Source organism: Streptomyces violaceusniger Tu 4113 (assembly GCF_000147815.2).
Classification (GTDB): Bacteria; Actinomycetota; Actinomycetes; order Streptomycetales; family Streptomycetaceae; genus Streptomyces; species Streptomyces violaceusniger_A.
The window spans coordinates 7996766-8021686 of the sequence record NC_015957.1 but is presented as its reverse complement, the minus strand read 5'-3'; the positions used below and the strand labels follow the sequence as shown (position 1 = coordinate 8021686).

Here is a 24921-nt window from a genome sequence, read left to right as displayed (position 1 = left end):
GGCCGTTTCGTATCTCGTGGATCGTTGCGTACGTCCGTACGCAACGTTGTGTACACTTGTACGCATGGGATATGTGACGCTCTCCGGGGCCATCCTGGCCGAGATCCTGGCGACCACCTCGATGAAGTACAGCGAAGGCTTCAGCAGGCTCTGGCCCTCGCTGGCCACCGGCGCGGGCTATCTGCTGTCCTTCGTGCTGCTCGCGCACACGCTCAAGACCATCTCCGTCAGCACCGCCTACGCCATATGGGCCGGGGCCGGGACCGCCGTCATCGCCGCGATCGGCATGCTCTTCCTGGGGGAGGCGATGACCGCCGCCAAGGTGCTCGGCGTGCTGCTGGTCATCGCCGGAGTGGTGGTGCTCAATCTGAACGGCGCCCACTGATGGGGCGCCGCTACGACCCCGAGCGGCGGCAGCGGATCATCGACGCCGCGGCCGCCGTGGTCCGCGAGAGCGGCATCGGGGGGCTCGGCCACCGGGCCGTGGCCGCCGCGGCCGATGTGCCGCTGGGCTCGACGACCTACCACTTCGCGACCCTCGACGACCTGCTGATCGCGGCGCTCCGCCAGATCAACGCGGAGTGGCTGGCGGAGGTGAGGCACTGGGTGGAGGGAGTCGATCCGGCCGCACCGCCCGCGGACGAGCTGGCCCGGTGGCTGGGGGAGCAGTTCACGGGCGACCGGGCGCGGATGGAGCTGGAGTACGAGCTGTACTTCGCCGCGCTGCGCCATGAGGGACTGCGGCCGCTCGCCGCCGAGTGCCTGGACGAGATGGCCCGGATGCTGACCCGACTGGTGCCCGACGCGACCACGGCGCGCGCGGTGGTGGCTCTGATCGACGGGCTGACCCTGCAGGTGCTGCTGGCGGACCGCCCGTACGACCGGGAGGGCACGAGCGCGGCGCTGGCGCGGATCATGGGCGTGGACGGCGGCAACGGGCCGCCCGCCGGTTGAGACCGCAGACGACCGGCCGCCCGGGACCGCTCGCTGAGACCGGTTCGCCTCCCGGCCCCGCCTCCGGTTAGCGTTCTGACCATGACCGATGCATCCACCACCGCCCCCACCGGCGCCGTCGCCGCCGGTCTCGCCACCCTCACCGAGGACGGCACCGTTCTGGACACCTGGTTCCCGGCCCCCGAGCCGGCCGCCGAGCCAGGCCCGGCCGGGACCGAGCGGCTCGACGCCGAGCGGACCGCGCAGCTTCTGGGCGAGGCCGCTCTCCAGGCGGTCGGGCCGGACCCCCGGCGCGGCGTCGAGGTCGTCGCCGTCCGCACGGTCATCGCCTCGCTGGACGAGAAGCCGCTGGACGCGCACGACGTCTATCTGCGGCTGCATCTGCTCAGCCACCGGCTGGTCAAGCCGCACGGCCTGAGCCTGGACGGCCAGTTCGGCCTGCTCGCCAACGTCGCCTGGACCTCGCTCGGCCCCGTCGCCGCCGATCAGGTGGAGCGGGCCCGGCTCGCCGCCCGCGCCGAGGGGCTGCACCTGGCGGTGACCAGTGTCGACAAGTTCCCCCGGATGACCGACTACGTCGTCCCCGCCGGTGTCCGCATCGGCGACGCCGACCGGGTCCGCCTCGGCGCGCACCTCGCCCCCGGGACCACGGTCATGCACGAGGGCTTCGTCAACTTCAACGCCGGCACGCTCGGCACCTCCATGGTCGAGGGCCGGATCAGCGCGGGCGTCGTGGTCGGCGACGGCTCCGACATCGGCGGCGGCGCCTCGATCATGGGCACCCTCTCCGGCGGCGGCAAGCAGACGATCACCATCGGCGAGCGCTGCCTGCTCGGCGCCGAGGCGGGCCTGGGCATCCCGCTCGGCGACGACTGCATCGTCGAGGCGGGGCTGTATGTGACGGCGGGCACCCGCGTCACCCTCCCGGACGGCAAGATCGCCAAGGCCCTGGAGCTCTCCGGCGCCGACAACCTCCTCTTCCGCCGCAACTCCATCACCGGCGCGGTTGAGGCGCTGCCCCGCACCGGTTCCTGGGGCGGGCTGAACGAGGCGCTGCACAGCCACAACTGAGTTGGGGCGCGGGTTTCGTCGCCGGGTGCGGTCCGGTGGGTGGCGTTGTGCCCACCGGCCCGCCAGGGGGCACCTCCCAGCGGTGGCTGGGGGAGGGACGATTGCCCACAACGGTGCCGTCCGGCCCGGACGGTGCGGGGGCAGCAGCCCCCGCACCCCGGAAGGACGCCCTCAGGGGCGCACCCGCACCACCTGCGGGTCGTGGTCGCTGGACTGGTCCGCGAACTCGGCGTTGATGTGCACGATGTCGTAGTCGGCACGGCGCAGCGCGCGGCTGGTCAGGATGTGGTCCAGCACCTGCGAATTGCCGTTGTAGACATAGCCGTAGCGCTCGTCCCTCGGCAGCCGGGTCACCAGGTCGGTGAGCACACCGCCCTTGGTGAGGTCGGCCAGCGCGGGCGAGAACTGGTAGTCGTTGAGGTCGCCCGCGACGACCACCGCCGCCTTCGGGTCGGCGTTCAGCAGCGTCTTGACGAAGGTGTTGACGGTCTTGGCCTGGCCGGTGCGCTGGGTCTCCGAGGAGCGGGCCGGGGGCTGGAAGCGGCTGTCCAGGCCCTGGTCGCCGCCCTTGGAGTTGAAGTGGTTCGCGACCACGAACACCGGGCGGCCGCGGAAGGAGAACTGCCCGACCAGCGGCTTGCGGCTGTCCTTCCAGACGCCGTTCGCCGGGTCGATACGGCCGGGGGAGGCCGACAGCGCGGCCTTGCCGCCCTTCTTCTCGACCGTCACCGGGGTGGTGGAGTCGCCGCCGGGGATGTCGGTGAAGGAGACCCGCTCCGGGTTGTAGAGGAACGCCACGCGGATGTTGCCGCCCGGCTGGCCGCCGTCCTGGTCGTCAACCGGGTTGATCTGGCGCCACTCGTACGAGGGGCCGCCCGCCGCCTTGATCGCGTCGGTGAGCTTCGTCAGGGTGGCGTCGGCGCCCACCACCGAGTCGTTCGTGGCGCCGTTGTCGTCCTGGACCTCCTCCAGCGCGACGATGTCCGGCGAGGCGAGGTGCTCCACCAGGCCGGTGGCCAGCCGGTCGAACTTCGACTGGGCGGTCTTGGGGGAGAGGTTCTCCACGTTGTAGGTGGCGATGGAGAGTTCGTCCGCCTTCTGCTTGCGGGTGGTCTCCCGCTTCGGGCCGTGGTCGGCCAGGTCGCCCATCGTGGTGGCCGCGAGCGTGTAGCCGCCGAAGTTGTCGTAGTCCAGCGGCCCGGCCGTGGTGCCGGTCAGCGCGTCGCCGACGTCCGCGACGGGGAAGGGGTGCTCGGCGTAGGGGAGGAGGGAGATCACCTTCACCCGGCCCGCGTTCGGGTCGCGGTACGAGCCGTAGAGGGCGCCGCCGCGCTCGGTCCGCTGGTGGCGGGGCTCGGCGGTGACCCACAGCTCCTTGTAGGTGTTGGTCGCGCCGACCACGGGGGCGTTCTCGACCGAGACCCGCATGCCCTCCAGGGACTCGTAGCGGTCCAGGGCGTACGAGCGCGGCCGCAGCGTCAGCCCCTCGATGGAGTCGCCGCCCGCCTCCGGGGTGTAGCGGTCGGGGATCGTGGCGGGGTTGAGCCGGTATGCGGCGGGCAGCGCGTTGCCGGGGGACCGGACCGTCCAGGTCGCCTTGGAGATCTCGGTGAGCGACTGCAGACCGGCGTCCTTGCCGCCCGGGTAGTACTCGGACACCGTCCCGGAGACCACCACCGAGTCGCCCACGGCGACCAAGGGCGTGGTCGATCCGGTGAAGACGAAGATCGCCTCGCTGGTGGCCGCGTCCCGGTCGGGCTCGGTGTCCTGGATCCAGAAGCCGCGCGAGGAGCCGAAGGCGCGTATCGCCGTGACCGTGCCGGGGACCTCGGTCACCTGCTGTCCGGCGAGCGGGGATATCCGGGTGCTGCCCTGGATGTCATGGATGCGGATCCCGGCGGCGGAGGCCGACGAGGGCACGACGAGCAGCCCGGCCGCGAGGGCGGAGGCGGCGACGGCGGTGACGGCGACGGGTCCGCGCGGTGCGCGAAGGGACATGGTGGTGGCCTCCGGAAGGAGTGAACGGCGAGGAAATCGCCTCTACGCGCGTCAATCTCTTTCCTGGGCAGGGAAGTTGTCAAGACAGGACGGGTGGCTTGCGGATGGCGGGAGCGGGGCGGGGGCATGAACCAGGGGGCGCCGCCCGCCCCCTCGCCCCGGCCGGTTTCCGGAGCCCGCCGGCCGAATTCACCGCTTGCCGCGGTGCGGGATCGGGCGCTGGACCACATCGGGACGAAAGTGCCGTCCCGTTCCGTCTACGCTGGGGTCCGGGCCGTGCCGTGGCGCCCGTGCCCGTACACCCGCATATCCGTACCCCCATGGCTCCACAGCGGGGTCCTGAGACCCGTAGCCTCATAGCTCCATAGCCCCCGCACAGCCCCATAGCCCTATAGCCCCACAGCCCCGCGACTTCCGCGCCCCGAGGAGTGACGTCCGCCCATGCCAGAAGAGCGCCCCACCATGCCGCCCGTGCGGCTTCGCACCGACGCGGAACTCGCGCGGGACGCACTCGCCGCGCCGCTCCTCGCCCGCGCGGTCCGGCTCGCCCGCTGGGCCGAGCCGGGGAAGCCGGTGGCGTCGGGCGGCGTGCTGCCGGAGGGCGAGCTGCGGGCGGCGATCGAGCTGCTGGGGCTCGCGGGGGACGAGGACGGGCCCGAGCACACGGCGCAGGCGTGGCAGCTCGCCGTCGACACCGGGCTGGTCGAGATCGACGAATCCGAGGAGGCGTCGGGCGCCGCGGCGGCTACGGAGTCCGACGGCGACGGCGACGGTGACGGTAAGGGTGACGGCGACCGCGCGGACGGCGAGGCGCCGCTCGGGGACGAGTTCTCCGCCCTCGCGATCAGCGGCGAGGAACTGCGGCTGATCACCGAGGGCGGCCCCCGCGACATCCTGGACATCTGGCTCGACGGCTTCGAGACCGTGCTGGCCGACGCCGCCGCCCCCGACCTGGGCGACATCGCCGCCCAGATCAGCGAGGGCGCTGAACTCGACCTCGACTCGATCGACTGGAACCCGGAGGAGGAGGCCGAGTTCCTCGACGGGGTGCTGGGCAACCTCTATCTGCTCACCGCCCTGGACGAGGAGGCCGCCGCGGCCTCCGTACCGCTGCCCGCGCTGGCCGCCTCCATGATCGTCCCGGAGGACATGGACGAGCCCACCGACGACATCCTGGAAGAGGTCTCCGAGGCGATGGTGCGGCTGGACGACCAGTTCCGGCTGCTCGCCCCGACCGGCCTGATCGACTACCAGCCGGTGGACGAGGCGCTGATCCAGGAGGTCGACGGCGAGGGCCGGATCCAGGAGCCCGAGACGGCCGAGGAGCTCGAGGACGAGGACGTCTCCCGCTACGGCATGGTGCGGCTCACCCCGCTCGGCGTCTACGCCGTACGGGCCCGGATGATCGAGGCGGGCATCGACGCCCCGGCCGTCGGCGACCTGGCCGACAAGGGCGCCGACATCCTGCTCGACGCCCTCCCCAGCCACCCTGAGCCCGCCGCCCAGGCCGAGGCCGAGCAGTGGCTGGCCAGCCGCACGCCCGAGGAGGCCGCCCGCGAGCTGCTGGCCGCCGCCCGCGGCGACGACGAGGGCGCACCGCTGCGCCGCCTCACCTGCCAGCAGACCCTCTCGCTGGTCGGAACCGAGGCCGAGCCCGCGCTGCGCGAGGTGCTCGACGACCGCCACCTGGGCGGACTGGCCCGGGTCTGGCTGGCCGAGCACGAGGTGGCGGGCGTCCCGGAGCCGTCGGAGGCGATGGTCTTCTGGCTGACCGTGGACACCCTCGCGGCCCAGCTCGCCACCGAGGGCGACTCGGCGGAGCTACGGGATCTGGTGCGCGGCCTGGTCGACCAGTCCGGAAGCTTCTTCGACTCGGCCTGGCGAGTGGACCACCCGGCGACCGCGGAGGTGCTGGAGGCGATGGGCCGCCTGCACCCGGACAAGCAGGCCGCCAAGGAGGCCCGCAAGGCCGCCTTCAAGGCCCGCTCAAGGGCATAGCCACGCGGGTCTTGGCCCGACCCGCGGCCCGGGCCGACCCGTGGCCCGGGCCGACCCGTGGCCCGGGCCGACCCGTGGCCCGGGCCGACCCGTGGCGTTTTCCCGGAACGCCCGCCCGGCCCGGTGCGGATATCCGCCGGATCGTGCCGCTTGCGACGGGGCTGTTCCCCTCCCCGCCCCTTCCCGAAACTGGGGCTCCGCCCCAGACCCCAGACGCCGGGGTCCAGGGGCGAAGCCCTGGTAACGGGCGCGGTCGGGCAGGGTGTTCCCGTCCCTGTGCCTTCCTGCGGCATCGGTGTGCGGCTCCGCCGCGTGGTGGGGCTCTGTCCTGGACTCCGGGGTTCGGGGGCGGAGCCCTGGTGGCGGGCGGGGTCGGGTCGGCTGTTGCCGTCCCTGTGCCTTCCTGTGGCATCGGTGTGCGGCTCCGTCGTGTGGTGGGGCTCTGTCCTGGACTCCGGGGTTCGGGGGCGGAGCCCTGGTGGCGGGCGGGGTCGGGTCGGCTGTTGCCGTCCCTGTGCCTTCCTGTGGCATCGGTGTGCGGCTCCGTCGTGTGGTGGGGCTCTGTCCTGGACTCCGGGGTTCGGGGGCGGAGCCCTGGTGGCGGGCGGGGTCGGGTCGGCTGTTGCCGTCCCTGTGCCTTCCTGCGGCATCGGTGTGCGGCTCCGCCGCGTGGTGGGGCTTCGCCCCAGAGTCGGGGGTCCAGGGGCGGAGCCCTTGGTATCGGGAAGGGGCGGGGAGGGGAAAGATCCGTCGGGCGCACCCCGACGCGGGCGCGGACGTGGGCGGGGCTGGCCCCGTCCCGGGGCCCGCGTGGCGCTTGCGTGTCGCGGCCCGGTGCGGGCGTCTGCCCGCTGGACGGGCGTGCCGCCGGGCGGCACGCCCGTCCGCCGCGCCGGACCCCTCGTAGGGCGCCGGGCCCGCGAGGGGCCCGCCCCCGCCGCGTGGCCGGAAAGTTGAGCGCTGCCCAGAGCCGTATCGGCCTACGCTCCGTATAAGGGGTCGGCGGTCATTCGTCCCTTGATGTCGCGCTCCGTTCAACTGATGTTCGGGCTGGGACGGGAACGTATGGCCGCAGTCGGAGGACACCATCCTGCGTTCAGGAGAAGACATGTCGCTCAGCCGAAGAGACTTCGCGAAGCGTTCCGCGTCCGCCGGGGCCGGGGTAGCCCTGGTCGGAAGCGCGGGGGTGCTCGCCACCGCCCCCGGCGCGCTCGCCGCTGAGGCGACCGACGCGGGCGACGCGGGCGTCGCGGGCCACCATGGTCACGGCGGCGCGTCGCTCGGCTACGGTCCGCTCGTCGAGGACCCCAAGGGCATCCTGGCGCTGCCCAAGGGGTTCCGCTACAAGATCATCACCCGCACCGGTGAGACGAAGCTGGAGTCCGGCGAGTCCACCCCGTCCAACCACGACGGCACCGCCACCTTCGAGGGCTCGCGCGGTGCGACGCTGCTGGTCAACAACCACGAGCTGGCCGGTCCCCGCAGCGACTGGCCGCACCCGGTCCCGCTGATCGAGGGGCTGGTCTACGACCCGGCGGCCTCCGGTGGCTGCACCGTCGTCGAGGTCTCCAAGCACGGCGACCATGTCACCGAGTGGGTCGGCATCGCGGGCACCGCCACCAACTGCGCCGGTGGCCGCACCCCCTGGGGCACCTGGCTGACCTGCGAGGAGACCGAGGACAAGGCCGGCCAGCACGGCATGACCAAGGACCACGGCTACGTCTTCGAGGTCGACCCGCACGACCGTAAGGCCAACCGCGACCCGAAGCCGATCAAGGCTCTGGGCCGGTACGCCCACGAGGCCGTCGTCGTGGACCCCAAGCGCGGTCACCTCTACCTCACCGAGGACGCCTCCGGCCCGAACGGGCTCCTCTACCGCTGGGCGCCGCCGCACGGCTTCGAGCACGGCCGCGGCAAGCTCCACACGCTCAAGGACGACGCGGGCGTGCTCCAGGCGCCCAAGTGCTACGACTCGGGCGGCAACTTCGTGGACGACCTGTCCCGCGCCACCAAGACCGGCACGGTCTACGGCGTGGACTGGGAGCCGGTGCCGGACCGCGACGCGAAGTCCGTGTCGGTGCGCAAGCAGTTCAAGGACGGCGAGATCACCCGGGCGCGCAAGCTCGAGGGCATGTGGTGGGCCGACGGCGGCGCGTACATCGTCTCCTCGTTCGCCCGTGAGGAGAGCCCGGTCCAGCACGACGGCCAGGTCTGGTTCTACGACCCCAAGCGCCGCACCCTCACCCTCAAGGTGCTGCTCGGCGTCAACCCCGACCCGTCGAAGGACGGCGCCTTCGACGGCCCGGACAACATCACCGTCTCGCCGTACGGCGGTCTGGTCATCGCCGAGGACGGCGAGGGCATCCAGCACCTCTTCGGCGCCACCGAGGACGGCCGGACGTACCCGATCGCGCGCAACGACCTGAACATCGGCACGGCGGAGAAGCCGGAGTTCAGCGAGTTCACCGGCGTGGTCTTCTCGCCCGACGGATCGACGCTGTTCGCCAACATCCAGGTGCCGGGCATCATGCTCGCGATCACCGGCCCCTGGCGCCGCCAGCGCTGACGCAGGTCGATCAGGCCGAAGTGACGACAGGGCCGGGGGGAATCCTCCCGGCCGGGGGATGCGTTGACGTGAGGGTGACCTCACGCCTGCGCACCACCCCCTTCTCCATCCTGGACCGCTCCCGCACCCGCCAGGGCCGGGAGCGGTCGCAGGCGCTGCGCGACACCGTACGGTTCGCCCAGCAGGCCGAGGCTCTCGGCTATCACCGCTTCTGGGTCTCCGAGCACCACAGCGTGCCCGGCGTCGCCGGTTCGGCGCCCACGGTGCTGGCGTCCGCCGTCGCGGCGGCGACGGTCCGCATCCGGGTGGGCACGGGCGGCGTGATGCTGCCGAACCACCGCCCGCTGGTGGTGGCGGAGCAGTTCGGGGTGCTCGAATCCCTCTTCCCGGGCCGGATCGACATGGGCCTGGGCCGCTCCGTCGGCTTCACCGACGGCATCCGCCGCGCCCTGGGCACCGAGAAGGACGCCGCGCAGGACTTCGGCGCCCAACTGGACGAGCTGCTCGGCTGGTTCACCGGCGAGCAGGGCGCCTACCCCCAGGTCCACGCCCACCCGGCGGAGGGGCTGCGGCTGCCAGTCTTCGTCCTGGCCACCGGCGCGGGCGCGGAGCTGGCGGCGCGGGCCGGGCTGTCCCTGGTGATCGGCGATCTGCGGGGCCGGGACGAGATGCTGCGCGCGATCGACCGCTACCGCGCGGGCTTCCGCCCCTCGGCGTGGTCCTCCGCCCCGTACGTCGTCGTCTCGGGCAATGTCGCGGTCGCCGGCACGGCGGAAGAGGCCCGCAGGCTGCTGCTCCCCGAGGCATGGGCGATGGCCTACTCCCGCACCCACGGCGCCTTCCCGCCGCTGGCTCCCGCTTCGGAGATCGAGGCCCGGGAGATGACCGAGAAGGAGCGCGGCTTCTACGAGCGGGGCCTGCGCGGCCAGTTGTACGGCACGGAGGACGAGGTCGCCGCCGCGCTCGACGAGCTGATCGAGCGCAGCGACGCCGACGAGGTGCTGATCACGACGAGCACCTACGACCGCGAGGCCCTGCTGGATTCCTACCGGCGCCTGGCCCGCGTGATGGGGCTGTCCACCGCATCCACAGAGGCGGAGCCGTGCGCGGCGGGCTCAGACCTTGACGATGCGTACGCGGCCCTCGCAGAGCATGCGCATGTCCTCGGGATCCGAGGTGAGCATCACCTGAGGTGAGGGGGCGCGCCGTGTGGTGGCGGCCACCACCGCGTCGATGGCGTACTTGTGCCCGTGCAGACCTGCTTCCGCGAGGAGATCGATCGCTCCCCGGCCGATGTCCTCGGTGACCGGCTCGACCGTGAGCCGGGACACAACCCACCGGAAGCGCGCGCCGTTCACTCGGCGGTGGTGAGCTTCCACGAGAGTCAGGACGCTCACCACCACTCTCATGTCTTCTTCCTCGGCGCCACGGATGAGCGCCATCACGCGATCGTCGTTGAGGACGGCTTTGGACAGCCCCTCGCTGTCCAGTACCAGGGTGCCGCCTTGTCCCATCAGGCGGCGGTCTTGGAGGCGGGCTCATCCCCGCGGAGGAGTGCCCGCGCCGTGTCGACCTCGGCACGGCTCAGCGGCCCGTGTTCGGCCTCATATGCCGCAGTCAGCTCGGCGAGATTGTCCCTTTCAATCTGCCGTTGTACGGCTGCGTCGACGTAGGCGGAGAATCCGCGCTTGCCGACCCGCGCACGCACGGCCGCGATGTTGCCCGCGTGCAGACTCACCGAGACGTTCGAGGCCGGCCCTTCGCCGACTCCGTAAGTGGCTTCCTCGTTCATGTCTCCATTCTAATACAAGAACTAATAGAACAGTGGGTCGCCTTTCGGCGCTCCGAGCGATCCTCAGAGGGCCTTGCCAGCGGGCTTGGCCATGCCGCGCACGGTGCGTGAATCCACGTACTCACCCATCGCGGTCATCTCCCACTCGCCCGAGAACTGCTTGATCAGCTTCGCCATCATCACGCCCGTGCGCGGCTCGGCGTGGGTGAGGTCGAAGCGGACCAGCTCCTCGCCGGACTGGGCGTCGAGCAGGCGGCAGTACGCCTTGGCCACATCGGTGAACTTCTGGCCGGAGAAGGAGTTGACCGTGAAGACCAGGGCGGTGACCTCGGGCGGGAGGCCGCCGAGGTGGACGGTGATGGACTCGTCGTCGCCTCCGCCCTCACCGGTGAGGTTGTCGCCGGAGTGCTGAATGGCGCCGTTGAGGATGGCCAGCTTGCCGAAGAAGCAGGCGTCGATCTTCTTACGGTCGACACCGAAGGCGATCACGGACGCGTCCAGGTCGATGTCCTTGCCGCGGAAGGCGGGCTCCCAGCCCAGGCCCATCCTCACGGAGCTGAGCAACGGGCGGCCGCCCTTGACCAGGGACACCGTCTGGTTCTTCTGCAGGCTGACGCGGCCCTTGTCCAGGTTGATCTTCCCGGTGGCCGGGGCCGGGGCGGCGGCGGGCGGCGCGGCCGGTGCGGCGGCCGGCGGGGCGGTCGGCATGGGCGGCGGGGGCTGGAAACCGGCGGGCGGGCCGCTCGGCGGGGCCGGCGCCTGGGCGGCGGGGGCGGCAGGCGCGGCGGGCTCCTCGACCGACACCCCGAAGTCGGTGGCGATGCCCGCCAGACCGTTGGCATACCCCTGTCCGACCGCGCGCACCTTCCACGCCCCATTGCGCCGGTAGACCTCCACGATCACCAGCGCGGTCTCGTTGCCCAGCTGCGGCGGGGTGAAGGAGGCGATCACCGCGCCGTCGTCGGCGCCGCGCACGGTGGCGGTCGGCTCGGTGCCCGCGAACGTCGCTCCCGCGGCGTCCAGGCTCGCGGTCACCACGATCTTCTCGATGTCGGCGGGGACGGCGGCGGTGTCCACCGTGATGGTGTCGCCCGCGCCCGCCGCCCCGGCGCGATGGGTCACCCCGGGTCCTGCGGGCTGGTTGTAGAAGACGAAGTCGTCGTCGGAGCGCACCTTGCCGTTGGCGGTGAGCAGCAGGCCCGATACGTCGAGCCGCACCGGAGCGGTGACGTCAACCGCCACGCGCGCGACGGAGAGGGGGAGGTTCGAGCCGGGTGTCATAGCGGTCATGCCCGGGGTAACGAACGTCCCCGCTTTACGGTTCCTTGACCTGCGTCTGACTTCCGTCAAGACCTGCCCTGCCGCGATCGCCCGTGAGGTCTGCCGGACGCGTCGCGCCGCGCGCTACTCGGCCTGTTCGGCCTGTTCGGCCTATTCGGCCCATTCGGCCGGGACCCGCGGCACCGCCCGATCGCGGACCGGCTCCTCCGCGAGTCGCGCCGACCGATCGGGGCGGCGGCGCACGGTGGCGGCCGTCACGCCGATCACGCACACCGCCATGCCCGCGAGGGCGGTCCACCCGGGGGCGTCCCCGAACATCGCGTAGGCCCACACCAGAGTGGTCGGGGGCGTGAGGTAGATCAGCGCGCTGGTGCCGGTGACGCCGTTGCGGCGCAGGCTCAGCCAGTAGAAGCCGTACCCGCCGACCGTGGAGAGCAGCACCGTCCACGCCACCGCGGCCCAGAAGCCCCCGCCCGTCGGGGGCGCGGCATGGCCCCCGACGAGGGCGACCCCGGTGAACAGTACGGCGCTGACGAGGCAGTGGAGCGGTATGGCGTCCACGGGGGCGAGCGGCGCCCGCGCCCTGCGTTCGAGGAAGCTCGCGGCCAGCAGCGCCGCCATGGCGGCGAAGGGCAGCCCGTACGCCCAGGTCGGCGCGGCGGTCGGGCCCGCCGACAGATCGCCCTGGACGACCAGCGCGACCCCGCCGAGCCCGATGGTCAGCCCCGCCCACTGGCGCGGGCTGACCGTCTCCCCGAGCAGCCGCCCGGCCAGCGCGCCGGCCGCGAGCGGCTGCAACGCGGCGATCAGCGCGGCGGTGCCGGACGGCACGCCGAGCCCGACCGCCCAGACGATCCCGCCGAGATAGCCGCCCTGCGAGAGCGCCCCGATCGCCGCCTGCTCGGCCAGGGCGCGTGGGCGCAATCGGCGGCGCCTGAACAGCGCCCAGGCGCCCCCCAAGATCGCCGCCGCGGCGAGGAAGCGCCACATCAGCAGGGTGTCGGCGGGGGCCTCCCGGGTGCCGAGCTCGGCTCCGATGAAGCCGGAGCTCCACATGACGACGAGGCCGATGGCGGTGACGGCGGCGCTGACGGGCATGGGATGTCCTCGTTCCGGTTGGGGTCTGCTCCGGGTATACCGATCTGTTTAGTCCCTCATCCACTAGACTAAACAGATCGGTATATACGTCAACCCCGACCCGGAGGTGATCACGGCATGGAAGCGCCCACGGGAGTGCTCACCCCGGCCGCGCGCCGCATCCTCGACGCCGCCGCCGAGCTGTTCTACGGGCAGGGGATCAACGCGGTCGGCGTGGATCTCATCGCCAAGCGCTCCGGCGTCACGAAGAAGACGCTGTACGACCGGTTCGGCTCCAAGGAGGCCCTGGTCGCCGCGTATCTGCGGGAGCGCGATGAGCGGTGGCGGGCGTGGCTCACCGCCGAGGTCGAGAAGTCGCCCCCGGCGGACCGCGCCCTGGCCACGTTCGACGCGCTCGCGCTTTGGGTGGCCCGCGAGAACCCGCGCGGCTGCGGTTTCGTGAACGCGGCGGCCGAACTGCCGGACGCCGGGCATCCGGCCCGGCAGGTGATCGCCGACCAGAAACGATGGCTGCGCGGATATCTGCGGCAACTGTGCGAGGAGGCGGGCGTGACGGCCCCCGACGAACTTGCGGACGAGCTGCTGCTGCTCCACGAGGGCGCCACGGTGCTGAACGGGCTGTCGGTGGTCGCCGACGCGGTAGGCATCGCGCGGCGGCTAGCCGTGCGGGCGCTGGAGCGGGCCCGGGTCTGACCCGGGTTTGTGCTCGGTCGCGATCTCGGCCCACACGGTCTTCCCGGGCCCGCCGCCGGACCGGGGTCCGACCGCCCAGCGCTCGGCGAGCCGCGAGACGAGATACAGACCGCGTCCGGTTTCGGCGTCGGGTGCGGCGGCGGTGAGCGTGGGCCGCTTCTCGGTACGCGTGTCCGACACCTCGATACGGATCGTCCCGGGGGCGTCGTCCAAGGGTGCCGTCAGCCGTACGTGGAAGTCCCGCCCCGGGACGCGGCCGTGGCGTACGGCATTGGCGGCCAGCTCGCTGGCGATCAGGGTCGTGGTCTCGTTGGGGCCGGAATCGTACGGGTAGCCCCACTGGGCGAGCCGGTGCGACACGAGCCGCCGAGCGAGGCGCGCACCGCGCGGAGTCGAGGTGAAGCGCATGGCGAACTCACCGGGTGCGGGCGTTGGTTGTCCCTGCGGCGTACCTCGTGAGAGGGCATTTTCGCTCGTCATGGGCACGAGCCTTGCGGGGACGTGCCTAGCCTGACCAGGAAGCGCGCAACCACGGAGCGTGTCTGTAGGGGCGCGGCGGGTTTGGTGTCGGGGTTGTCGGCCGTGACCTGCGGTCGGCGCGGCGGAGGTGATGGGACATGGCGAGTGCGGGGCGGCCGGAGTTACCGGACGGTGAGGGGCTCGGGGGAGTTCATCAAGAGCTTCGGCGTGCAGGTCAAGCGGTAGCGGTCGCCGTCGGCGTTGCGCAGGGTCCAGCCTTCCAGGCTGATGCCGCGGCGGGACGTGTTGGTGACCTCGACCCACTCGGCGTTCAGCGAGCGGTTGGAGCCGTCGTCCCAGCCGGGGCTGTCGGCCTGCACGCCACTGATCACGACCGCGGAGTGGTGGGGCCAGTGGCGGTGACGGCCCAGGTGGTCGTCGGCTGAGGCGGAAACGCTGACGGCGCCGACCAGGGCGCCGGCGGCGAGCGCGGCGGCCGTCATGCGACGGGTGATGGCAGAAGCAGACATGTGACGCTCCCTCAAGACATGCAGGCCGCGCCCTTTTCCGGAATCGGCCGTGCGGTGCGGTTCCCGGCCCCAGCGGGCCGAGGACCATCACTGTGGAGCACTCCTGCGCCCGCACCCAGGACTGCCGCTTCATGTTACTAAAGGCGGATATTTCCGTAACTGTCCGCTGTGTATGGCATGCATCCGCGTTCGACGTGGCTCTGCCATTCGCTGACCGATACACCGACCCGTTGAACAAGTAGACAACAAGCCCTTACTGGCATCGACGCGCACTCCCCGCGCCAACCGGTGCACACCCCGTCGCGCCGGGGCCGAGTCCCTAACAGCAGTTCAGAGAGCGACTCCGCATAATACATGCTAATGGGATAGATGCTCGATAAGCGGCCACATCATCTCGTAGAGCTGTTTCGCCGCCACTTGGCGCGACCACAGGGCACCGGCAGCCCGGGCTTCGAGAGGGATTGCCGCAGCAGTACCAGTGCACGTTGCCGTGCTCGCAGTCGTGCCGTTGCTGGTGCTCCGGGCGGTGGACGTAGTCCTTCCGCAGACGCACGCATGTGGAACCGGCGGCCGCCCCCACGGCTCACTCGGCAGGACACGGTCCGAATCACCACGGCCGGACCGAGTCACGCCGAGTGCAACCTGACCGTCAGTCTGGAATCAGCCGCCGCTCTTGCGCCGGAACGATCGCTGACTCGCAGCCGGGCCGTGAGCGCCGTGGACCTTCGACGTTGTGTTCGCGGCGCCTGCGGCGACGTCCGTCTGCGTGCCGCGCTTGCGCGCCAGAGCTTCCCGGAACTTGCGCTTCAGGTCGTACTGGCCGTCATCGCCGGGCGCCAGGGAAGGGCTCTCGGCATCGGCCGGCTCAGAACCCTCGTGCGGTTGAGACTCTGCAGTCATGGTGACCTCCTGGACTCGAATGGTGGACACAGCTTGTCACGCCCAGCACAGCGAGGGACGGCCGTGGTGCGGGCATGTGCGCGGTGAAGATCAGGGCATTCACAGCAGGAGGACACTGACCGTATGTCCCTGCCCCAAGGGCATCGGTGCCCCGTTGACAGTCTTTTGCCCGGTGGCCCAGGCGGCTGGGAACTGAAACGGGACGGCGTGGCCGGATCCGGGGAAGCCTCGCTGGTCCTGCCGGTGCTGAGCAAGGACGGCACCCCCGCGGTTCGGAAACTCCAGATGCCCAGAGAGGAGACCACCGCCGCACTGATCGGGCTGCGCGCCTGAAACGGCAAGGGGATGGTGCGGTTACTCGACCACGATCCCGAGAGCAGCACCATGCTCATGGAGCGGCTGGGCGCTGCCCGCACGCCGGCCTCGGGCGAGGACGACGACGTCGCGATGGGCATCCTCGCCGAGCTCCAGGCGCGGCAGGTGTCCGTTCCCGCGCCGCAGGGGCTGCGGAGCCTCGGTGAGGTTGGCGACGGCGGTTTTGAGGGACGAGACGGGATCCGATGCTGGCGACAATGGTGTTCGGGATGCTGACTGAGAAGGAGCCGACGTGCTGGTCACAGAGTTCTCTACGAGCCACTTGCCTGCGGCGGAACGATTCGACCACTGGTGCGGTCTGACGGCCGACACGCTGATCCCCAATACACTGGGCAGTGATCACGCCTCGCATTTCGAGGCGGAGCTGAGGCTGCTGGACCTCGGCTTGGTGCAGATCTCCGCGCTGAGGTATCCGCCGCTGGAGACGCACCGACCCGCGAAGCTGATCCGGCGCTCCGATCCCGAGGTCTGCCAACTCATGCTGAACCTGCGCGGAGGCCACCGGCTCGTCCAGGCAGGCCTCGACACGACAAGCTCTGCGGGCGAGCTGATGCTCTACGACACCTCGCGGCCCTGGCACGGCTGGGCAACAGCGGCGACGGGCAGCGTGGAGGGCATCATGGTGCAGTTTCCCCGGCAACTCCTCCCGTTGCCGCAGGGCAAGATCCGCTCCCTGACCGCCGCCCGGTTGTCCGGCCGCGAGGGCATGGGCGCGCTGCTGGCCGGTTTCCTCAGGCAGATGGCCGCCGATGCAGCCTCGTACACCGTGGCGGACACCTCACGGTTGGCGACCATCACCATCGACCTGCTGGCCGCCGTGTGCGCTCACCATCTCGACACGGAACGACATCTGCCGCCCGAGACCCATCACCACGTCCTGCTTTTGCGCATCCGCGCGTTCATCGAACAGCACCTCGGCAAGCCCGGCCTCACCCCGGCTATGGTCGCCGCCGCCCACAACATCTCCACCCGTCACCTGCACCGCCTCTTCCAGACGCAGGGTCTGACTGTCGCCGGCTTGATACGCCAACGCCGACTGGAGAACTGCCACCGAGAGCTGACCGACCCCCACCACAACCACCGCACGATCCAGGCCATCGCCGCCGGCTGGGGTTTTGCTGACAAGGCCCATTTCAGCCGCCTATTCCTCGCCACCTTCGGCATGGCTCCCAGCCATTACCGGCACCTGCACAAGGCGAGTGGGACGGCGGCCATCGTCAACCGCAGGGCGCTGACGGACAACGACATCTCTTGAGGTTCCCGACATGCTCGCTGAGTCAGGATCACCACGGCATGCGAAGCGGGGCAGGCGTCTCGCAGCCGTGGACAGCAGCATGGCCCGGGGTGGTTCGCGCGCTCGAAATCTGTGCGAGGACCTGTGGCGACAAGGGCCCGGATCAAGATCGGAACAGCACGCAAGCACGCTGCGGTGGCCCGGAAGCCCGCGACCCTGGGCCACCGCACCGCCGCTGCACCCTGTGACGGTGTTCCCTGCACCGACAACTCTGATGCCGTGGAGAAATTGAGTCAGCCCGGAGGAGCGCCCCCAGGGCCTGTGCCCCAGGGGGGTGGTCGCCAGGCCGACCATCGCCTGACCTTCGACGCCGCATCAGTGGCACGACAAATGACCGTGTTCCAAGGAGAAATGACCCAATGTCAACAGACCTGGTCCGGCCGCGAGTGGCCGCCGCCGCGCAGGAACGGGGGCTGGGCCGCGAGATCGCAGCCCGGGAGGTCCCGGGGCGCCCCGTCTCCCTGGCCCGGGGGCTGATCCTCACGGGTCTGGCTGCCCTGCCCCTGAGTGGATTGCTGATGTGGGTCGTTGGGACGACCGGCCTGAGGTTCCTCATCATCGTCCCGCTGGCCGTGCTGGCCTACGGCTTCGTCGCGCCGGTGATCGGCGTGAGGACGCTGATCCGGCAGCCGCAGAGCTGGTACGTCTTCGATGGCGGCTTGGTGAGATACAAGGGGGACAAGTTGCTGGTACTGCCCTGGGGGGACATTGCCGCGCTCACGAGGCGGCGGGTGGGCCGGGAGGTCAAGCTTCTCGATGTGAAGGCCGACAACCTCAAGGGCTACCACGTCAGGACCCGCACCGGCGACAAGGCCGTGATAGATGCCTACGACCACGTGGAGGAGCAGGCCCGGTTCTGCGCCGCGCTGGAACAGACCGCGCAGCTGGCCCGTATCACGATCACGAGCTGACGGGCCGCGGGCCGCGTCGACTGGACGCCGGGCCGGAGCCGCGCGGGGCGCCCTTCTCGTTTCGGGCTCTCATGTGAGGACCGATTGCCGGGAGTGTGGTGGTCCGCGTGCCGATGAGGAGGGGGGGTCCGGTTCCTCCTCGCGGCGGGCGCGATCGGCATGTTCGTCAGGGAATGCTTCCATCTCCGGTGCCGAGGCCGGCTGCCGGGGCGAGGTCGGCTCCGCCTGCTCCATGGGCGCCGGCGGCCTCGCCGAGGTCCTGGGCGGCTCCCCGAACAGGTCGAGAACGCCGCCGAGCTCGGCATGGAGCACAACCTCGGCTCACCTGCGACCCGGCCGGCGGCCTCGTCCGGATTCCCTGTGGCGAGCGCAATGGCATGGCCTCGGTCAAGGCGGTCACGGCCGCTCGGATGGCCCCGCACGGCGACGGCCCCCACCGTGGCTCCCTCGAAGGTCATCAAGACCTGAAGGAGACGGGCGCCGATACGAAGGTCACGTACAAGACGGCCCGCGGCGGACACGTGGTCCGTCATTCAGTGCTGTGCGGATAGGCCCCTGAACCGCTCCGGGAGGTTCCCGGGGGGTGCACGCAAATGCCTTGGAGGTACGAAGATGAAAGCACGGACGATCGCGGGGAGTGTGCTGACGGCGGGGTCCTTGCTCCTCGTCAGCGCCTGCGGAGGCGGTTCGGACGGTGGCTCGGGAGGCTCTGCGGGCGGGGATGGCACGGGAAAGAGCCACAGCCCGGCCGCGTCGACGGCGTCCCCCTCGGTTTCGGCGTCGCCCGCTCGCCCGATGGCGAAGATGCCGGTGGGCACCGAGCTGGCGCTGGCTCACAAGGGCCGGCTGACGGTCTGCAGGGGGCCGGCCCAGGCGCCCTTCCTTGAGACCACCGACACCTCGCAGAGCGTCGACGGCAGCGAGATCGGCCGTATCAAGGGCTTCGACGTCGAGATGCTCTCGCGGATCGGTGACCGGATCAGCATCCCGCCCGAGTTCGACAGCACCCTCCCGATCGACCAGGTGCTCGACGGGACCGTGCTGAACAGGAAGGCGTGTGACGTGGTCGGCGGCATCTCGCCGGACTCGCCGTCGGCGTTTCCTCAGATGTCGTTCAGTGTCCCCTACTTCACGAAGAAGACGGCGATCCTCGTCAAGGGCGACAAGCGCTACACCTCGCTCGACCAGCTGGCCGGCAAGCAGGTCGGCACGACGACCTCGTCCGGACTTCCGGACGATCTGGACACCTACAACACCAAGCACAGCAAGAAGATCGTGGTGAAGCGCATCGAGGTCCCCGAGGCAGTGGTCAGCATGCTGCTCGCCGGGCAGGTCGACGCGGTCGTCATCGGCAACGGGGTGGCGAAGAACGCCGTGGCGGAGCACAAGGACCAGGACCTGCACGTCACCGCCGAGTTCGGCAAGGCGTACCAGGCCCGGTTCGCGGTGCGGAAGGGCAATACGGCGCTGTTGCGGCAGATCAACGCGGCGCTGGCTGACGCGGGCCGCAACGGCCAGTATGCGAAGTCGTACCGGCTCTGGTTCGGTGAGGAACCACCATCGGTCCCGACCGCAGGCTGAGCCGCCGACCGGGGCAGCAGGCTGAGGCCGCTGCCCGGCGCGGCGCGCGGCAGGCCCGCGACGAACGCGGTACTCGGAGCCGCCCGCGTATGCGCCGCCTGCTCCCCTGCACCCGCGGCCGAGCTCGAGGTGCAGTTGCGCGCCTTTCGGCACACCAACGCCGACCGTGAACGCCTCATCAGCCGGGCCCTGGCCGGCGGCATCCCCGTCCACCGCATCGCCGAACTGACCGGGCTGGATTCCACAGAGATCGCCGAGGGTGGCCGGTCCCTGACGGTGGTGGTACCGCTCGTGACAGCGGTGCCGTTCCTGTCGGGCGGTCCCGTGGCGTCCGGTGGCGCGGCACCGGCCCGTGGGACGGCCTACCGGTTACGGGGGGCGACCGCCGCGGTCTACCGCCGTGGTCCGAGGTGCGGAAACCGCAGTATAAGGCTCTGCTCGCTGGTGAGCAGACTCCACCTCCGCCCAGCAGCTGGTGCGCTCCGGAAACAGCTTCTGCGAGCCGGCGGGGGAGGTGCTATGAATGGAAAGGCGGGCGGCCGCGGCGGCCCGACCGCAGCCACAGCGAAGGGACGCGCCATGGCCAAGCCACCGTCCTATGCCCTGTTCGTCGTCTCCGCAGCCTCCTACTGGACACTCAAGGACGGCACAAGGCACCCGACGGGCTTCTGGGCCGAGGAGCTGGTCGTACCGCACCGGATCCTCAGTGATGCGGGCTACGACATCACCATCTCGACGCCGGGCGGCGTTCCGCCGACGGCGGACCGGGCAAGCCTGATGCTGGAATTCAACGACGGCGACAAGGACAAGGTCGACGCCCTGACCGACTATCTCGCCTCGATCGGCGCTCCCCTTGAGAGCCCTGCCCGTCTGGAGGACGTGGCGGCGGACGAGAGCATCTACGACGTGATCTTCTATCCCGGCGGCCACGGCCCCATGGAGGACTTGGCCGTCAACGAGACGTCCGGGGACCTGCTGACGCGTCGACTGGATTCGGGGCGCCTGCTCGCGCTGCTGTGCCACGCGCCCGCTGCGCTGCTCCCCGCCAAGCGTCCCAACGGCGACTGGCCGTTCCGGGGCTATCTGATGACCGCGTTCACCAATGCTGAGGAGGAGGCTGTGGGCCTGGCCTCCAAGGCGAAGTGGCTGCTCCAGGACCGCCTGGTGGAGAAGGGTGCGGATTTCGACGAAGGGGCGCCCTGGCTTGGCCACGTCGTCGACGATCGCAACCTGCACACCGGACAGAACCCGGCCTCCTCCGAACTCATCGCCAACAAACTGGTCCGGGTGCTGGAGCAGAGCCGCTGACGTCCGCGCAAGGCCACCGTCCGCTGACTTCCCGGAGATGCGCCGTCTCAACCAGGGCAGCTGAGCCCGCCACCCGAGCCGTTCCTCCCGGGCCCGCCCCGCCCCGCGAACCTGCGGCCGGACGGGCCCGTCGCCTATACCTGACGTTGCCCGGATGGCCCTGCCCCGCGTCTTGGTCCGTCCGGCGCCGCCAGCACGTCGTACGGGATGCCGCACGAGGCGGCCATCCCGTGCAGCCCCATGTTCGTGGAGAGCCCGATCAGGCAGGCGATCAGATCCCTTTTCAGCTGCGGTGAGCGGGCCTGCTTGCCGCCAGCGTGGGTGAAGCAGTCCAGGAAACCGGTGTGCCGGTCCATCAGCAGCGAGGCGATCGGCACGTTCGGCAGCATCCGCTCCAGCTCGCCGTGCAGCTCCTCGGCCTCCGACGGGATGTCCTCCGCGGTCAGCGGCGAGATGACCAGCTCCCCGTCGTCGTTCAGGCGGACCGGCCCGTCGCCGCGCTTAAGCGTCTCCTCCAGGTCGGCGAGCGCCTCGTCGAGTTCGTCCATCACCAGAGAGGCCCTCTGGGGTGAGGAACCGGGCCGCCTGGCCGGCACCGAGCCTGGCGTCGAGCAACAGGAGTGTGCCGAGGGCGGCTGCCTGGTCGTAGTAGAGGTCGGGGCGGGGCAGGTAGCGGTCGAGGTAAGCGACCAGGAGGTCGGCGTCGGCAGAGGTGCCGAAGGTGGCGAGGGCGACACAGTAGGCCTGCCCTGCGTAGGGCCCTTCGCTGGCGAGCAGGAGTTCGCCGAGGCGTCCGCGGAACTCGGTCCTGCCGGCAACGGTGATGAGCCAGGCTGCCGTCTTGCGCTCGCGCCACCCTCTATCGAGCAGAATGCCCAGTTCACGGGGGCCGATCTGGCTGGCGGCCTCGCCCAGCTTTCGCGTGAACTTGCCGCGTTCGCGCCCACGCATGCCGAGAAGGCTGCCACCGAGCTTGAGGTACCGCCGATCGGGCGTGACGTAGCGGCGGATCAACTTGGGCAGCTCGGACTCTTCGTCAGCGTGACGCATAGCGGCATCCTGTCGTGGACGAGGCCGCCCGACCAGCAACGGCTTCGATCTGCGCCCCCGGCAGGCCGACCAGCGCAGCGAGTACGACGAGGCGTTCCTCGACTGGATCTTCTGCTGGTATCTGGCCACGGTTGAGCTGACCAACCAGCTGATCGCGTCCCGCAATCTCGGCGCCGGAAACTGACCTCCGTGAGTTCCGCCTTTGATCGCTACTGAGGCACTCGCGGCCGGACTTGACGCCCCGGCGCTGGCCGGTCTGCTCTCTCAGCCGTTTGCGGGGACGCGCCCTGCCCGGCATTTGCGGCTGCGGCCGCTTCCGGGCACGCCAGGAATGTGCTGGCGCCAAGCGTTCTGAAACTAGTTGTTTAGTTGACTATTAAATAACGCGTTATGACGGGAGCGTGCCGGGCTCACACAGGCCCGAGTTCGTACGGTTCACCGCACGCGCACCCGCAAGCGCCTAGCTAAACAGCCCAGCCTGTTCAGTTTGAACTGGACAGGCTGGACTGAAGAAATTACCGTGAGGGGCATGGCAGAGACCCCTGGCGGCATGTCCGCGTCCGCCGTGCGCGCCGCGCATGAGATCCGTGTGGTGATCGGCCGGCTGCGGCGGCGGATCAAGGAGACGTACGACAACGAGGAACTCACCCCCTCGCAGACGTCCGTGCTCAGCAGGCTCAGCAAGGAGGGCCCCGCCTCGGCCAGCGCCCTGGCGGCGGCCGAGCGCGTACGGCCGCAGTCGATGGCGGCCACGCTCGCCGTGCTGGAGGAGCACGGGCTGATCCAGCGGCGCCCCGATCCCCATGACGGGCGGCGGCAGTTGGTCTCGACGAGCGACACCGGCAGCGCGTACCTGGACGACAAGCGGCGGGCGGGCGAGGAATGGCTCGCCCAAGCCCTGGAGACCGGCTATACGGAAGCGGAACGGGAGACCATCCTCGAGGCGCTGGCCCTGCTGGACCGGCTCAGCCGCGCATGATCGAGCGGCTCACCCGACGCAAGACCAAAACCGCCGCGCGGGGATCCTTCGACCGTAAGCTCCTCGCGCCGATGATGCTGGGTTCGATCCTGAACCCGGTCAACTCCTCCATCATCTCCGTGTCGTTGGTGCCGATCGGCGCCGCGTTCGGGGCGCCGCCGTCACAGACGGCCTGGCTGGTCTCCGCGCTCTATGTGGCCACCGCGATAGGCCAGCCGGTCGTGGGCCGGCTGATCGATCTCTACGGGCCGCGCCACCTCTTCCTCGCCGGGGCGACGCTGACCGGGATCGCGGGGCTGATCGGTCTGCTGGCCCCGAACCTGGGGGCGCTGATCGTCTCGCGGGTGGTGCTCGGGTTCGGCACCTGCGCGGGCTATCCGGCGGCGATGTCCCTCATCCGCAGCGAGGCCCGGCGGACCGGCCAGGACAGCCCCGCCGGGATCCTCGCCACGCTCGCGGTCACCGGCCAGACCGTAGCGGTCATCGGACCACCCCTGGGCGGACTGCTCATCGGGCTGGGCGGCTGGCGCACCACGTTCGCCGTCAACATCCCCCTCGCGGTGGCCGGTCTGCTCCTCGGCGCCCGGCGGCTGCCCAAGACGCCCCGGGAGGCGCGCGCGGCGAAGGAGATCCGGCTGGACCTGCCGGGCATGGCGCTGTTCGCCGCGATGCTCGTCTCGCTGCTGCTCTTCCTGATGGAGCCCCGGGCCGACCGCTGGTATCTGCCCGTGCTGATGGCGGTGGCGGCGGCCGGGTTCGCGGTGCGGGAACTGCGGGTGGCGGAGCCGTTCATCGATCTGCGGGTGTTCGGCGGCAACGCACCCCTGCTGCTCACCTACGCCCGCGCCCTCCTCGTCTCCGTCGTCTCGTACGTCTTCCTGTACGGCTACACCCAGTGGCTCCAGGACGGGCGGGGGCTGACGGCCTCGCAGGCGGGCCTCGCTCAACTGCCGATGTTCCTCACCGGGATCGCGGTGTCCACCCTCACCGGCCGCCGCACCGCCGTGCGCGGCAAGCTGCTCGTAGGCGCCGTGGGGCAGATCGCCGGCTGCTCCCTGCTGCTTCTGCTCCAGCCGCACAGCGCGATAGGGCTGCTGCTCACCGTGGCGCTCGTCTTCGGCATACCGCAGGGGCTGATCAGCCTCGCCCTGCAGAACGCGGTGTACCACCAGGCCGATCCGGAACGGATGGGCTCCTCGGCGGGGCTGCTCCGTACCTTCCTCTACCTCGGCGCGATGGTCGCCTCCAGTGCCAACGGCGCCTTCTTCGGCGCCCGCGCCGACACCGGCGGGCTGCACGGCCTGGCCTGGTTCATGCTCGCCGTCACCGGCCTGTTTGCGGCGCTGACGGTCGTGGACCGCTCGCTGGGCCGTATCGGATCCGGCGCTTCCTCCTCCGGCGCTTCCTCCTCCGGCGCTTCCTCCTCCGCTCGACAACCGCAGCAGCGAAAGGCTTGATGAACGTGATGAACAACACGGCTCTGCTCGTGATGGACGTCCAAGAGGGCATCGTGGCCCGGGTCCAGGACCCCGACTACGTGCCGCGCGTGAGCCGGGCGATCGACGCCGCCCGCAGTGCCGGGATCCCCGTCGTGTACGTCGTCATCGGCTTCCGGTCCGGCCGTCCCGAGGCGTCGCCCCGCAACAAGGTGTTCACCACCCTGCCGCCGGGTCTCTACACCGAGGACGACCCCAAGATCGCCATCCACGACGGTGTCACGCCCCGGCCGGGCGAGGTCGTGGTCACCAAGCGGCGGGCCAGCGCGTTCACCGGCAGCGACCTGGATGTGGTGCTGCGGGCCGGGGACATCGGCCACCTCGTCCTGACCGGCGTCGCGACCAGCGGCGTCGTCCTGTCCACGCTGCGGCAGGCCGCCGACCTCGACTTCCGGCTCACGGTGCTGTCCGACGCCTGCTACGACCCGGACCCGGAGATCCACCGGCTGCTCATCGAGAAGGTGTTCCCGTCGCAGGCCGAGGTCACGACGGTGGGGGAGTGGGCGGAGACCACGGGCTGAGCGGCGGGCGCCGAGCGGCGGGGGCCCAGCGGCTCGGTCGGGTGCGGCGCCGTCTCGCGCCAGTGG

The 24921-nt window shown here is 70.8% G+C and carries 24 protein-coding genes and 3 pseudogenes; 17 read left to right on the top strand and 10 right to left on the bottom strand.

The window, feature by feature from the left end; translation table 11 throughout:
* Positions 1–64 precede the first annotated feature (64 nt).
* The 3 genes from STRVI_RS32735 to dapD all read left to right on the top strand — a co-directional run bounded on the left by STRVI_RS32735 (position 65) and on the right by dapD (position 2025).
* The gene (locus STRVI_RS32735; RefSeq protein ID WP_014059853.1) at positions 65–385 is read left to right on the top strand and encodes a DMT family transporter; all 321 of its coding nucleotides are present in this window, start codon (positions 65–67) and stop codon (positions 383–385) included.
* A complete protein-coding gene (locus STRVI_RS32730) occupies positions 385–954 on the top strand; it encodes a TetR/AcrR family transcriptional regulator (protein ID WP_014059852.1) in 570 nt (189 codons plus the stop codon). Before STRVI_RS32735 ends, STRVI_RS32730 begins: the two co-directional genes overlap by 1 nt.
* An 81-nt stretch (positions 955–1035) precedes the next feature.
* A complete protein-coding gene (gene dapD, locus STRVI_RS32725; protein ID WP_014059851.1) occupies positions 1036–2025 on the top strand; it encodes a 2,3,4,5-tetrahydropyridine-2,6-dicarboxylate N-succinyltransferase in 990 nt (329 codons plus the stop codon).
* A 171-nt stretch (positions 2026–2196) separates the two neighbouring features.
* Here dapD and STRVI_RS32720 read toward each other — a convergent pair whose 3' ends face one another.
* The gene (locus STRVI_RS32720) at positions 2197–4023 is read right to left on the bottom strand and encodes an endonuclease/exonuclease/phosphatase family protein (RefSeq protein ID WP_014059850.1); all 1827 of its coding nucleotides are present in this window, start codon (positions 4021–4023) and stop codon (positions 2197–2199) included.
* Positions 4024–4464: 441 nt separating this feature from the next.
* Here STRVI_RS32720 and STRVI_RS32715 point away from each other — a divergent pair, with 441 nt between their 5' ends.
* The 3 genes from STRVI_RS32715 (at position 4465) to STRVI_RS32705 (ending at position 9783) form a co-directional block, all read left to right on the top strand.
* Positions 4465–6021, top strand: coding sequence for a hypothetical protein (locus STRVI_RS32715; protein ID WP_014059849.1), 1557 nt, complete (start codon positions 4465–4467; stop codon positions 6019–6021).
* A gap of 1108 nt (positions 6022–7129) precedes the next feature.
* A complete protein-coding gene (locus STRVI_RS32710; protein ID WP_014059847.1) occupies positions 7130–8587 on the top strand; it encodes an alkaline phosphatase PhoX in 1458 nt (485 codons plus the stop codon).
* 74 nt (positions 8588–8661) lie between these two features.
* Positions 8662–9783, top strand: coding sequence for an LLM class flavin-dependent oxidoreductase (locus tag STRVI_RS32705; RefSeq protein WP_078505489.1), 1122 nt, complete (start codon positions 8662–8664; stop codon positions 9781–9783).
* Here STRVI_RS32705 and STRVI_RS32700 read toward each other — a convergent pair.
* The 4 genes from STRVI_RS32700 to STRVI_RS32685 all read right to left on the bottom strand — a co-directional run bounded on the left by STRVI_RS32700 (position 9703) and on the right by STRVI_RS32685 (position 12758).
* The gene (locus STRVI_RS32700; RefSeq protein WP_014059845.1) at positions 9703–10101 is read right to left on the bottom strand and encodes a DNA-binding protein; all 399 of its coding nucleotides are present in this window, start codon (positions 10099–10101) and stop codon (positions 9703–9705) included. The genes STRVI_RS32705 and STRVI_RS32700 overlap by 81 nt on opposite strands.
* Complete coding sequence (locus STRVI_RS32695; protein ID WP_014059844.1) at positions 10101–10379, bottom strand: hypothetical protein; 279 nt, start codon at positions 10377–10379, stop codon at positions 10101–10103. The genes STRVI_RS32700 and STRVI_RS32695 overlap by 1 nt, the downstream gene beginning before the upstream one ends.
* Before the next feature lie 63 nt (positions 10380–10442).
* Complete coding sequence (locus STRVI_RS32690) at positions 10443–11660, bottom strand: TerD family protein (protein ID WP_043240580.1); 1218 nt, start codon at positions 11658–11660, stop codon at positions 10443–10445.
* A gap of 150 nt (positions 11661–11810) precedes the next feature.
* Complete coding sequence (locus tag STRVI_RS32685) at positions 11811–12758, bottom strand: DMT family transporter (RefSeq protein ID WP_014059842.1); 948 nt, start codon at positions 12756–12758, stop codon at positions 11811–11813.
* 117 nt (positions 12759–12875) lie between these two features.
* On the opposite strand from STRVI_RS32685, the gene STRVI_RS32680 reads away from it, so the two are divergent.
* On the top strand, positions 12876–13451 hold the full coding sequence (locus STRVI_RS32680; protein ID WP_014059841.1) for a TetR/AcrR family transcriptional regulator: 576 nt from the start codon (positions 12876–12878) through the stop codon (positions 13449–13451).
* On the opposite strand, the gene STRVI_RS32675 is transcribed toward STRVI_RS32680, so the two are convergent.
* The 3 genes from STRVI_RS32675 to STRVI_RS49105 all read right to left on the bottom strand — a co-directional run bounded on the left by STRVI_RS32675 (position 13416) and on the right by STRVI_RS49105 (position 15340).
* Positions 13416–13931, bottom strand: a complete 516-nt coding sequence (locus STRVI_RS32675) for an ATP-binding protein (RefSeq protein WP_014059840.1) — start codon at positions 13929–13931, stop codon at positions 13416–13418. The genes STRVI_RS32680 and STRVI_RS32675 overlap by 36 nt on opposite strands.
* A gap of 161 nt (positions 13932–14092) precedes the next feature.
* On the bottom strand, positions 14093–14440 hold the full coding sequence (locus STRVI_RS32670; protein WP_014059839.1) for a lamin tail domain-containing protein: 348 nt from the start codon (positions 14438–14440) through the stop codon (positions 14093–14095).
* A 660-nt stretch (positions 14441–15100) separates the two neighbouring features.
* Positions 15101–15340: a DUF5302 domain-containing protein gene (locus STRVI_RS49105; protein WP_014059838.1), complete on the bottom strand. Its 240-nt coding sequence runs from the start codon at positions 15338–15340 to the stop codon at positions 15101–15103.
* A 186-nt stretch (positions 15341–15526) separates the two neighbouring features.
* Between STRVI_RS49105 and STRVI_RS32665 the strand changes: the two are divergent.
* The 7 genes and pseudogenes from STRVI_RS32665 to STRVI_RS32645 all read left to right on the top strand — a co-directional run.
* A pseudogene (locus tag STRVI_RS32665) lies at positions 15527–15865 on the top strand (aminoglycoside phosphotransferase family protein); the annotation flags it as partial.
* A gap of 82 nt (positions 15866–15947) precedes the next feature.
* A complete protein-coding gene (locus STRVI_RS32660) occupies positions 15948–16970 on the top strand; it encodes a helix-turn-helix domain-containing protein (RefSeq protein ID WP_014059837.1) in 1023 nt (340 codons plus the stop codon).
* A 398-nt stretch (positions 16971–17368) separates the two neighbouring features.
* Positions 17369–17920, top strand: coding sequence for a hypothetical protein (locus STRVI_RS32655; protein WP_014059836.1), 552 nt, complete (start codon positions 17369–17371; stop codon positions 17918–17920).
* Between the two features lie 103 nt (positions 17921–18023).
* Positions 18024–18447 (top strand): annotated as a pseudogene (locus STRVI_RS55095) (L-serine ammonia-lyase, iron-sulfur-dependent, subunit alpha); the annotation flags it as partial.
* 268 nt (positions 18448–18715) lie between these two features.
* Positions 18716–19501 (top strand): substrate-binding periplasmic protein, encoded by a 786-nt coding sequence (locus STRVI_RS32650; protein ID WP_043236911.1) that lies wholly within the window; start codon positions 18716–18718, stop codon positions 19499–19501.
* Between the two features lie 21 nt (positions 19502–19522).
* Positions 19523–19747, top strand: a pseudogene (locus STRVI_RS56195) (DUF6003 family protein); the annotation flags it as partial.
* A 333-nt stretch (positions 19748–20080) separates the two neighbouring features.
* Positions 20081–20809, top strand: a complete 729-nt coding sequence (locus tag STRVI_RS32645) for a type 1 glutamine amidotransferase domain-containing protein (protein WP_043236909.1) — start codon at positions 20081–20083, stop codon at positions 20807–20809.
* 134 nt (positions 20810–20943) lie between these two features.
* Here STRVI_RS32645 and STRVI_RS32640 read toward each other — a convergent pair whose 3' ends face one another.
* Complete coding sequence (locus STRVI_RS32640) at positions 20944–21357, bottom strand: Tn3 family transposase (protein ID WP_043236906.1); 414 nt, start codon at positions 21355–21357, stop codon at positions 20944–20946.
* Positions 21311–21859: a DUF6000 family protein gene (locus STRVI_RS32635; protein WP_251982786.1), complete on the bottom strand. Its 549-nt coding sequence runs from the start codon at positions 21857–21859 to the stop codon at positions 21311–21313. The genes STRVI_RS32640 and STRVI_RS32635 overlap by 47 nt, the downstream gene beginning before the upstream one ends.
* Positions 21860–22409: 550 nt before the next feature.
* Between STRVI_RS32635 and STRVI_RS32630 the strand changes: the two genes are divergently transcribed.
* From STRVI_RS32630 to STRVI_RS32620, 3 genes are read left to right on the top strand one after another with little or no spacing between them, the layout of a single operon-like run.
* Positions 22410–22838 (top strand): MarR family winged helix-turn-helix transcriptional regulator, encoded by a 429-nt coding sequence (locus tag STRVI_RS32630; protein WP_014059832.1) that lies wholly within the window; start codon positions 22410–22412, stop codon positions 22836–22838.
* Positions 22835–24295: an MFS transporter gene (locus tag STRVI_RS32625; protein WP_014059831.1), complete on the top strand. Its 1461-nt coding sequence runs from the start codon at positions 22835–22837 to the stop codon at positions 24293–24295. Before STRVI_RS32630 ends, STRVI_RS32625 begins: the two co-directional genes overlap by 4 nt.
* Before the next feature lie 8 nt (positions 24296–24303).
* Positions 24304–24855: a cysteine hydrolase family protein gene (locus STRVI_RS32620; protein WP_043240564.1), complete on the top strand. Its 552-nt coding sequence runs from the start codon at positions 24304–24306 to the stop codon at positions 24853–24855.
* Positions 24856–24921: the final 66 nt, after the last annotated feature.

What these genes read in the sequence shown, in the direction of transcription:
- STRVI_RS32735 (WP_014059853.1), top strand. Translation starts at nt 65, where the DNA reads ATGGGATATGTGACGCTCTCCGGGGCCATCCTGGCCGAGATCCTGGCG.
- STRVI_RS32730 (WP_014059852.1), top strand. Translation starts at nt 385, where the DNA reads ATGGGGCGCCGCTACGACCCCGAGCGGCGGCAGCGGATCATCGACGCC.
- dapD (WP_014059851.1), top strand. Translation starts at nt 1,036, where the DNA reads ATGACCGATGCATCCACCACCGCCCCCACCGGCGCCGTCGCCGCCGGT.
- STRVI_RS32720 (WP_014059850.1), bottom strand. Translation starts at nt 4,023, where the DNA reads ATGTCCCTTCGCGCACCGCGCGGACCCGTCGCCGTCACCGCCGTCGCC.
- STRVI_RS32715 (WP_014059849.1), top strand. Translation starts at nt 4,465, where the DNA reads ATGCCAGAAGAGCGCCCCACCATGCCGCCCGTGCGGCTTCGCACCGAC.
- STRVI_RS32710 (WP_014059847.1), top strand. Translation starts at nt 7,130, where the DNA reads ATGTCGCTCAGCCGAAGAGACTTCGCGAAGCGTTCCGCGTCCGCCGGG.
- STRVI_RS32700 (WP_014059845.1), bottom strand. Translation starts at nt 10,101, where the DNA reads ATGGGACAAGGCGGCACCCTGGTACTGGACAGCGAGGGGCTGTCCAAA.
- STRVI_RS32695 (WP_014059844.1), bottom strand. Translation starts at nt 10,379, where the DNA reads ATGAACGAGGAAGCCACTTACGGAGTCGGCGAAGGGCCGGCCTCGAAC.
- STRVI_RS32690 (WP_043240580.1), bottom strand. Translation starts at nt 11,660, where the DNA reads ATGACACCCGGCTCGAACCTCCCCCTCTCCGTCGCGCGCGTGGCGGTT.
- STRVI_RS32685 (WP_014059842.1), bottom strand. Translation starts at nt 12,758, where the DNA reads ATGCCCGTCAGCGCCGCCGTCACCGCCATCGGCCTCGTCGTCATGTGG.
- STRVI_RS32680 (WP_014059841.1), top strand. Translation starts at nt 12,876, where the DNA reads ATGGAAGCGCCCACGGGAGTGCTCACCCCGGCCGCGCGCCGCATCCTC.
- STRVI_RS32675 (WP_014059840.1), bottom strand. Translation starts at nt 13,931, where the DNA reads ATGACGAGCGAAAATGCCCTCTCACGAGGTACGCCGCAGGGACAACCA.
- STRVI_RS32670 (WP_014059839.1), bottom strand. Translation starts at nt 14,440, where the DNA reads ATGTCTGCTTCTGCCATCACCCGTCGCATGACGGCCGCCGCGCTCGCC.
- STRVI_RS49105 (WP_014059838.1), bottom strand. Translation starts at nt 15,340, where the DNA reads ATGACTGCAGAGTCTCAACCGCACGAGGGTTCTGAGCCGGCCGATGCC.
- STRVI_RS32655 (WP_014059836.1), top strand. Translation starts at nt 17,369, where the DNA reads ATGTCAACAGACCTGGTCCGGCCGCGAGTGGCCGCCGCCGCGCAGGAA.
- STRVI_RS32650 (WP_043236911.1), top strand. Translation starts at nt 18,716, where the DNA reads ATGGCGAAGATGCCGGTGGGCACCGAGCTGGCGCTGGCTCACAAGGGC.
- STRVI_RS32645 (WP_043236909.1), top strand. Translation starts at nt 20,081, where the DNA reads ATGGCCAAGCCACCGTCCTATGCCCTGTTCGTCGTCTCCGCAGCCTCC.
- STRVI_RS32640 (WP_043236906.1), bottom strand. Translation starts at nt 21,357, where the DNA reads ATGGACGAACTCGACGAGGCGCTCGCCGACCTGGAGGAGACGCTTAAG.
- STRVI_RS32635 (WP_251982786.1), bottom strand. Translation starts at nt 21,859, where the DNA reads ATGCGTCACGCTGACGAAGAGTCCGAGCTGCCCAAGTTGATCCGCCGC.
- STRVI_RS32630 (WP_014059832.1), top strand. Translation starts at nt 22,410, where the DNA reads ATGTCCGCGTCCGCCGTGCGCGCCGCGCATGAGATCCGTGTGGTGATC.
- STRVI_RS32625 (WP_014059831.1), top strand. Translation starts at nt 22,835, where the DNA reads ATGATCGAGCGGCTCACCCGACGCAAGACCAAAACCGCCGCGCGGGGA.
- STRVI_RS32620 (WP_043240564.1), top strand. Translation starts at nt 24,304, where the DNA reads ATGAACAACACGGCTCTGCTCGTGATGGACGTCCAAGAGGGCATCGTG.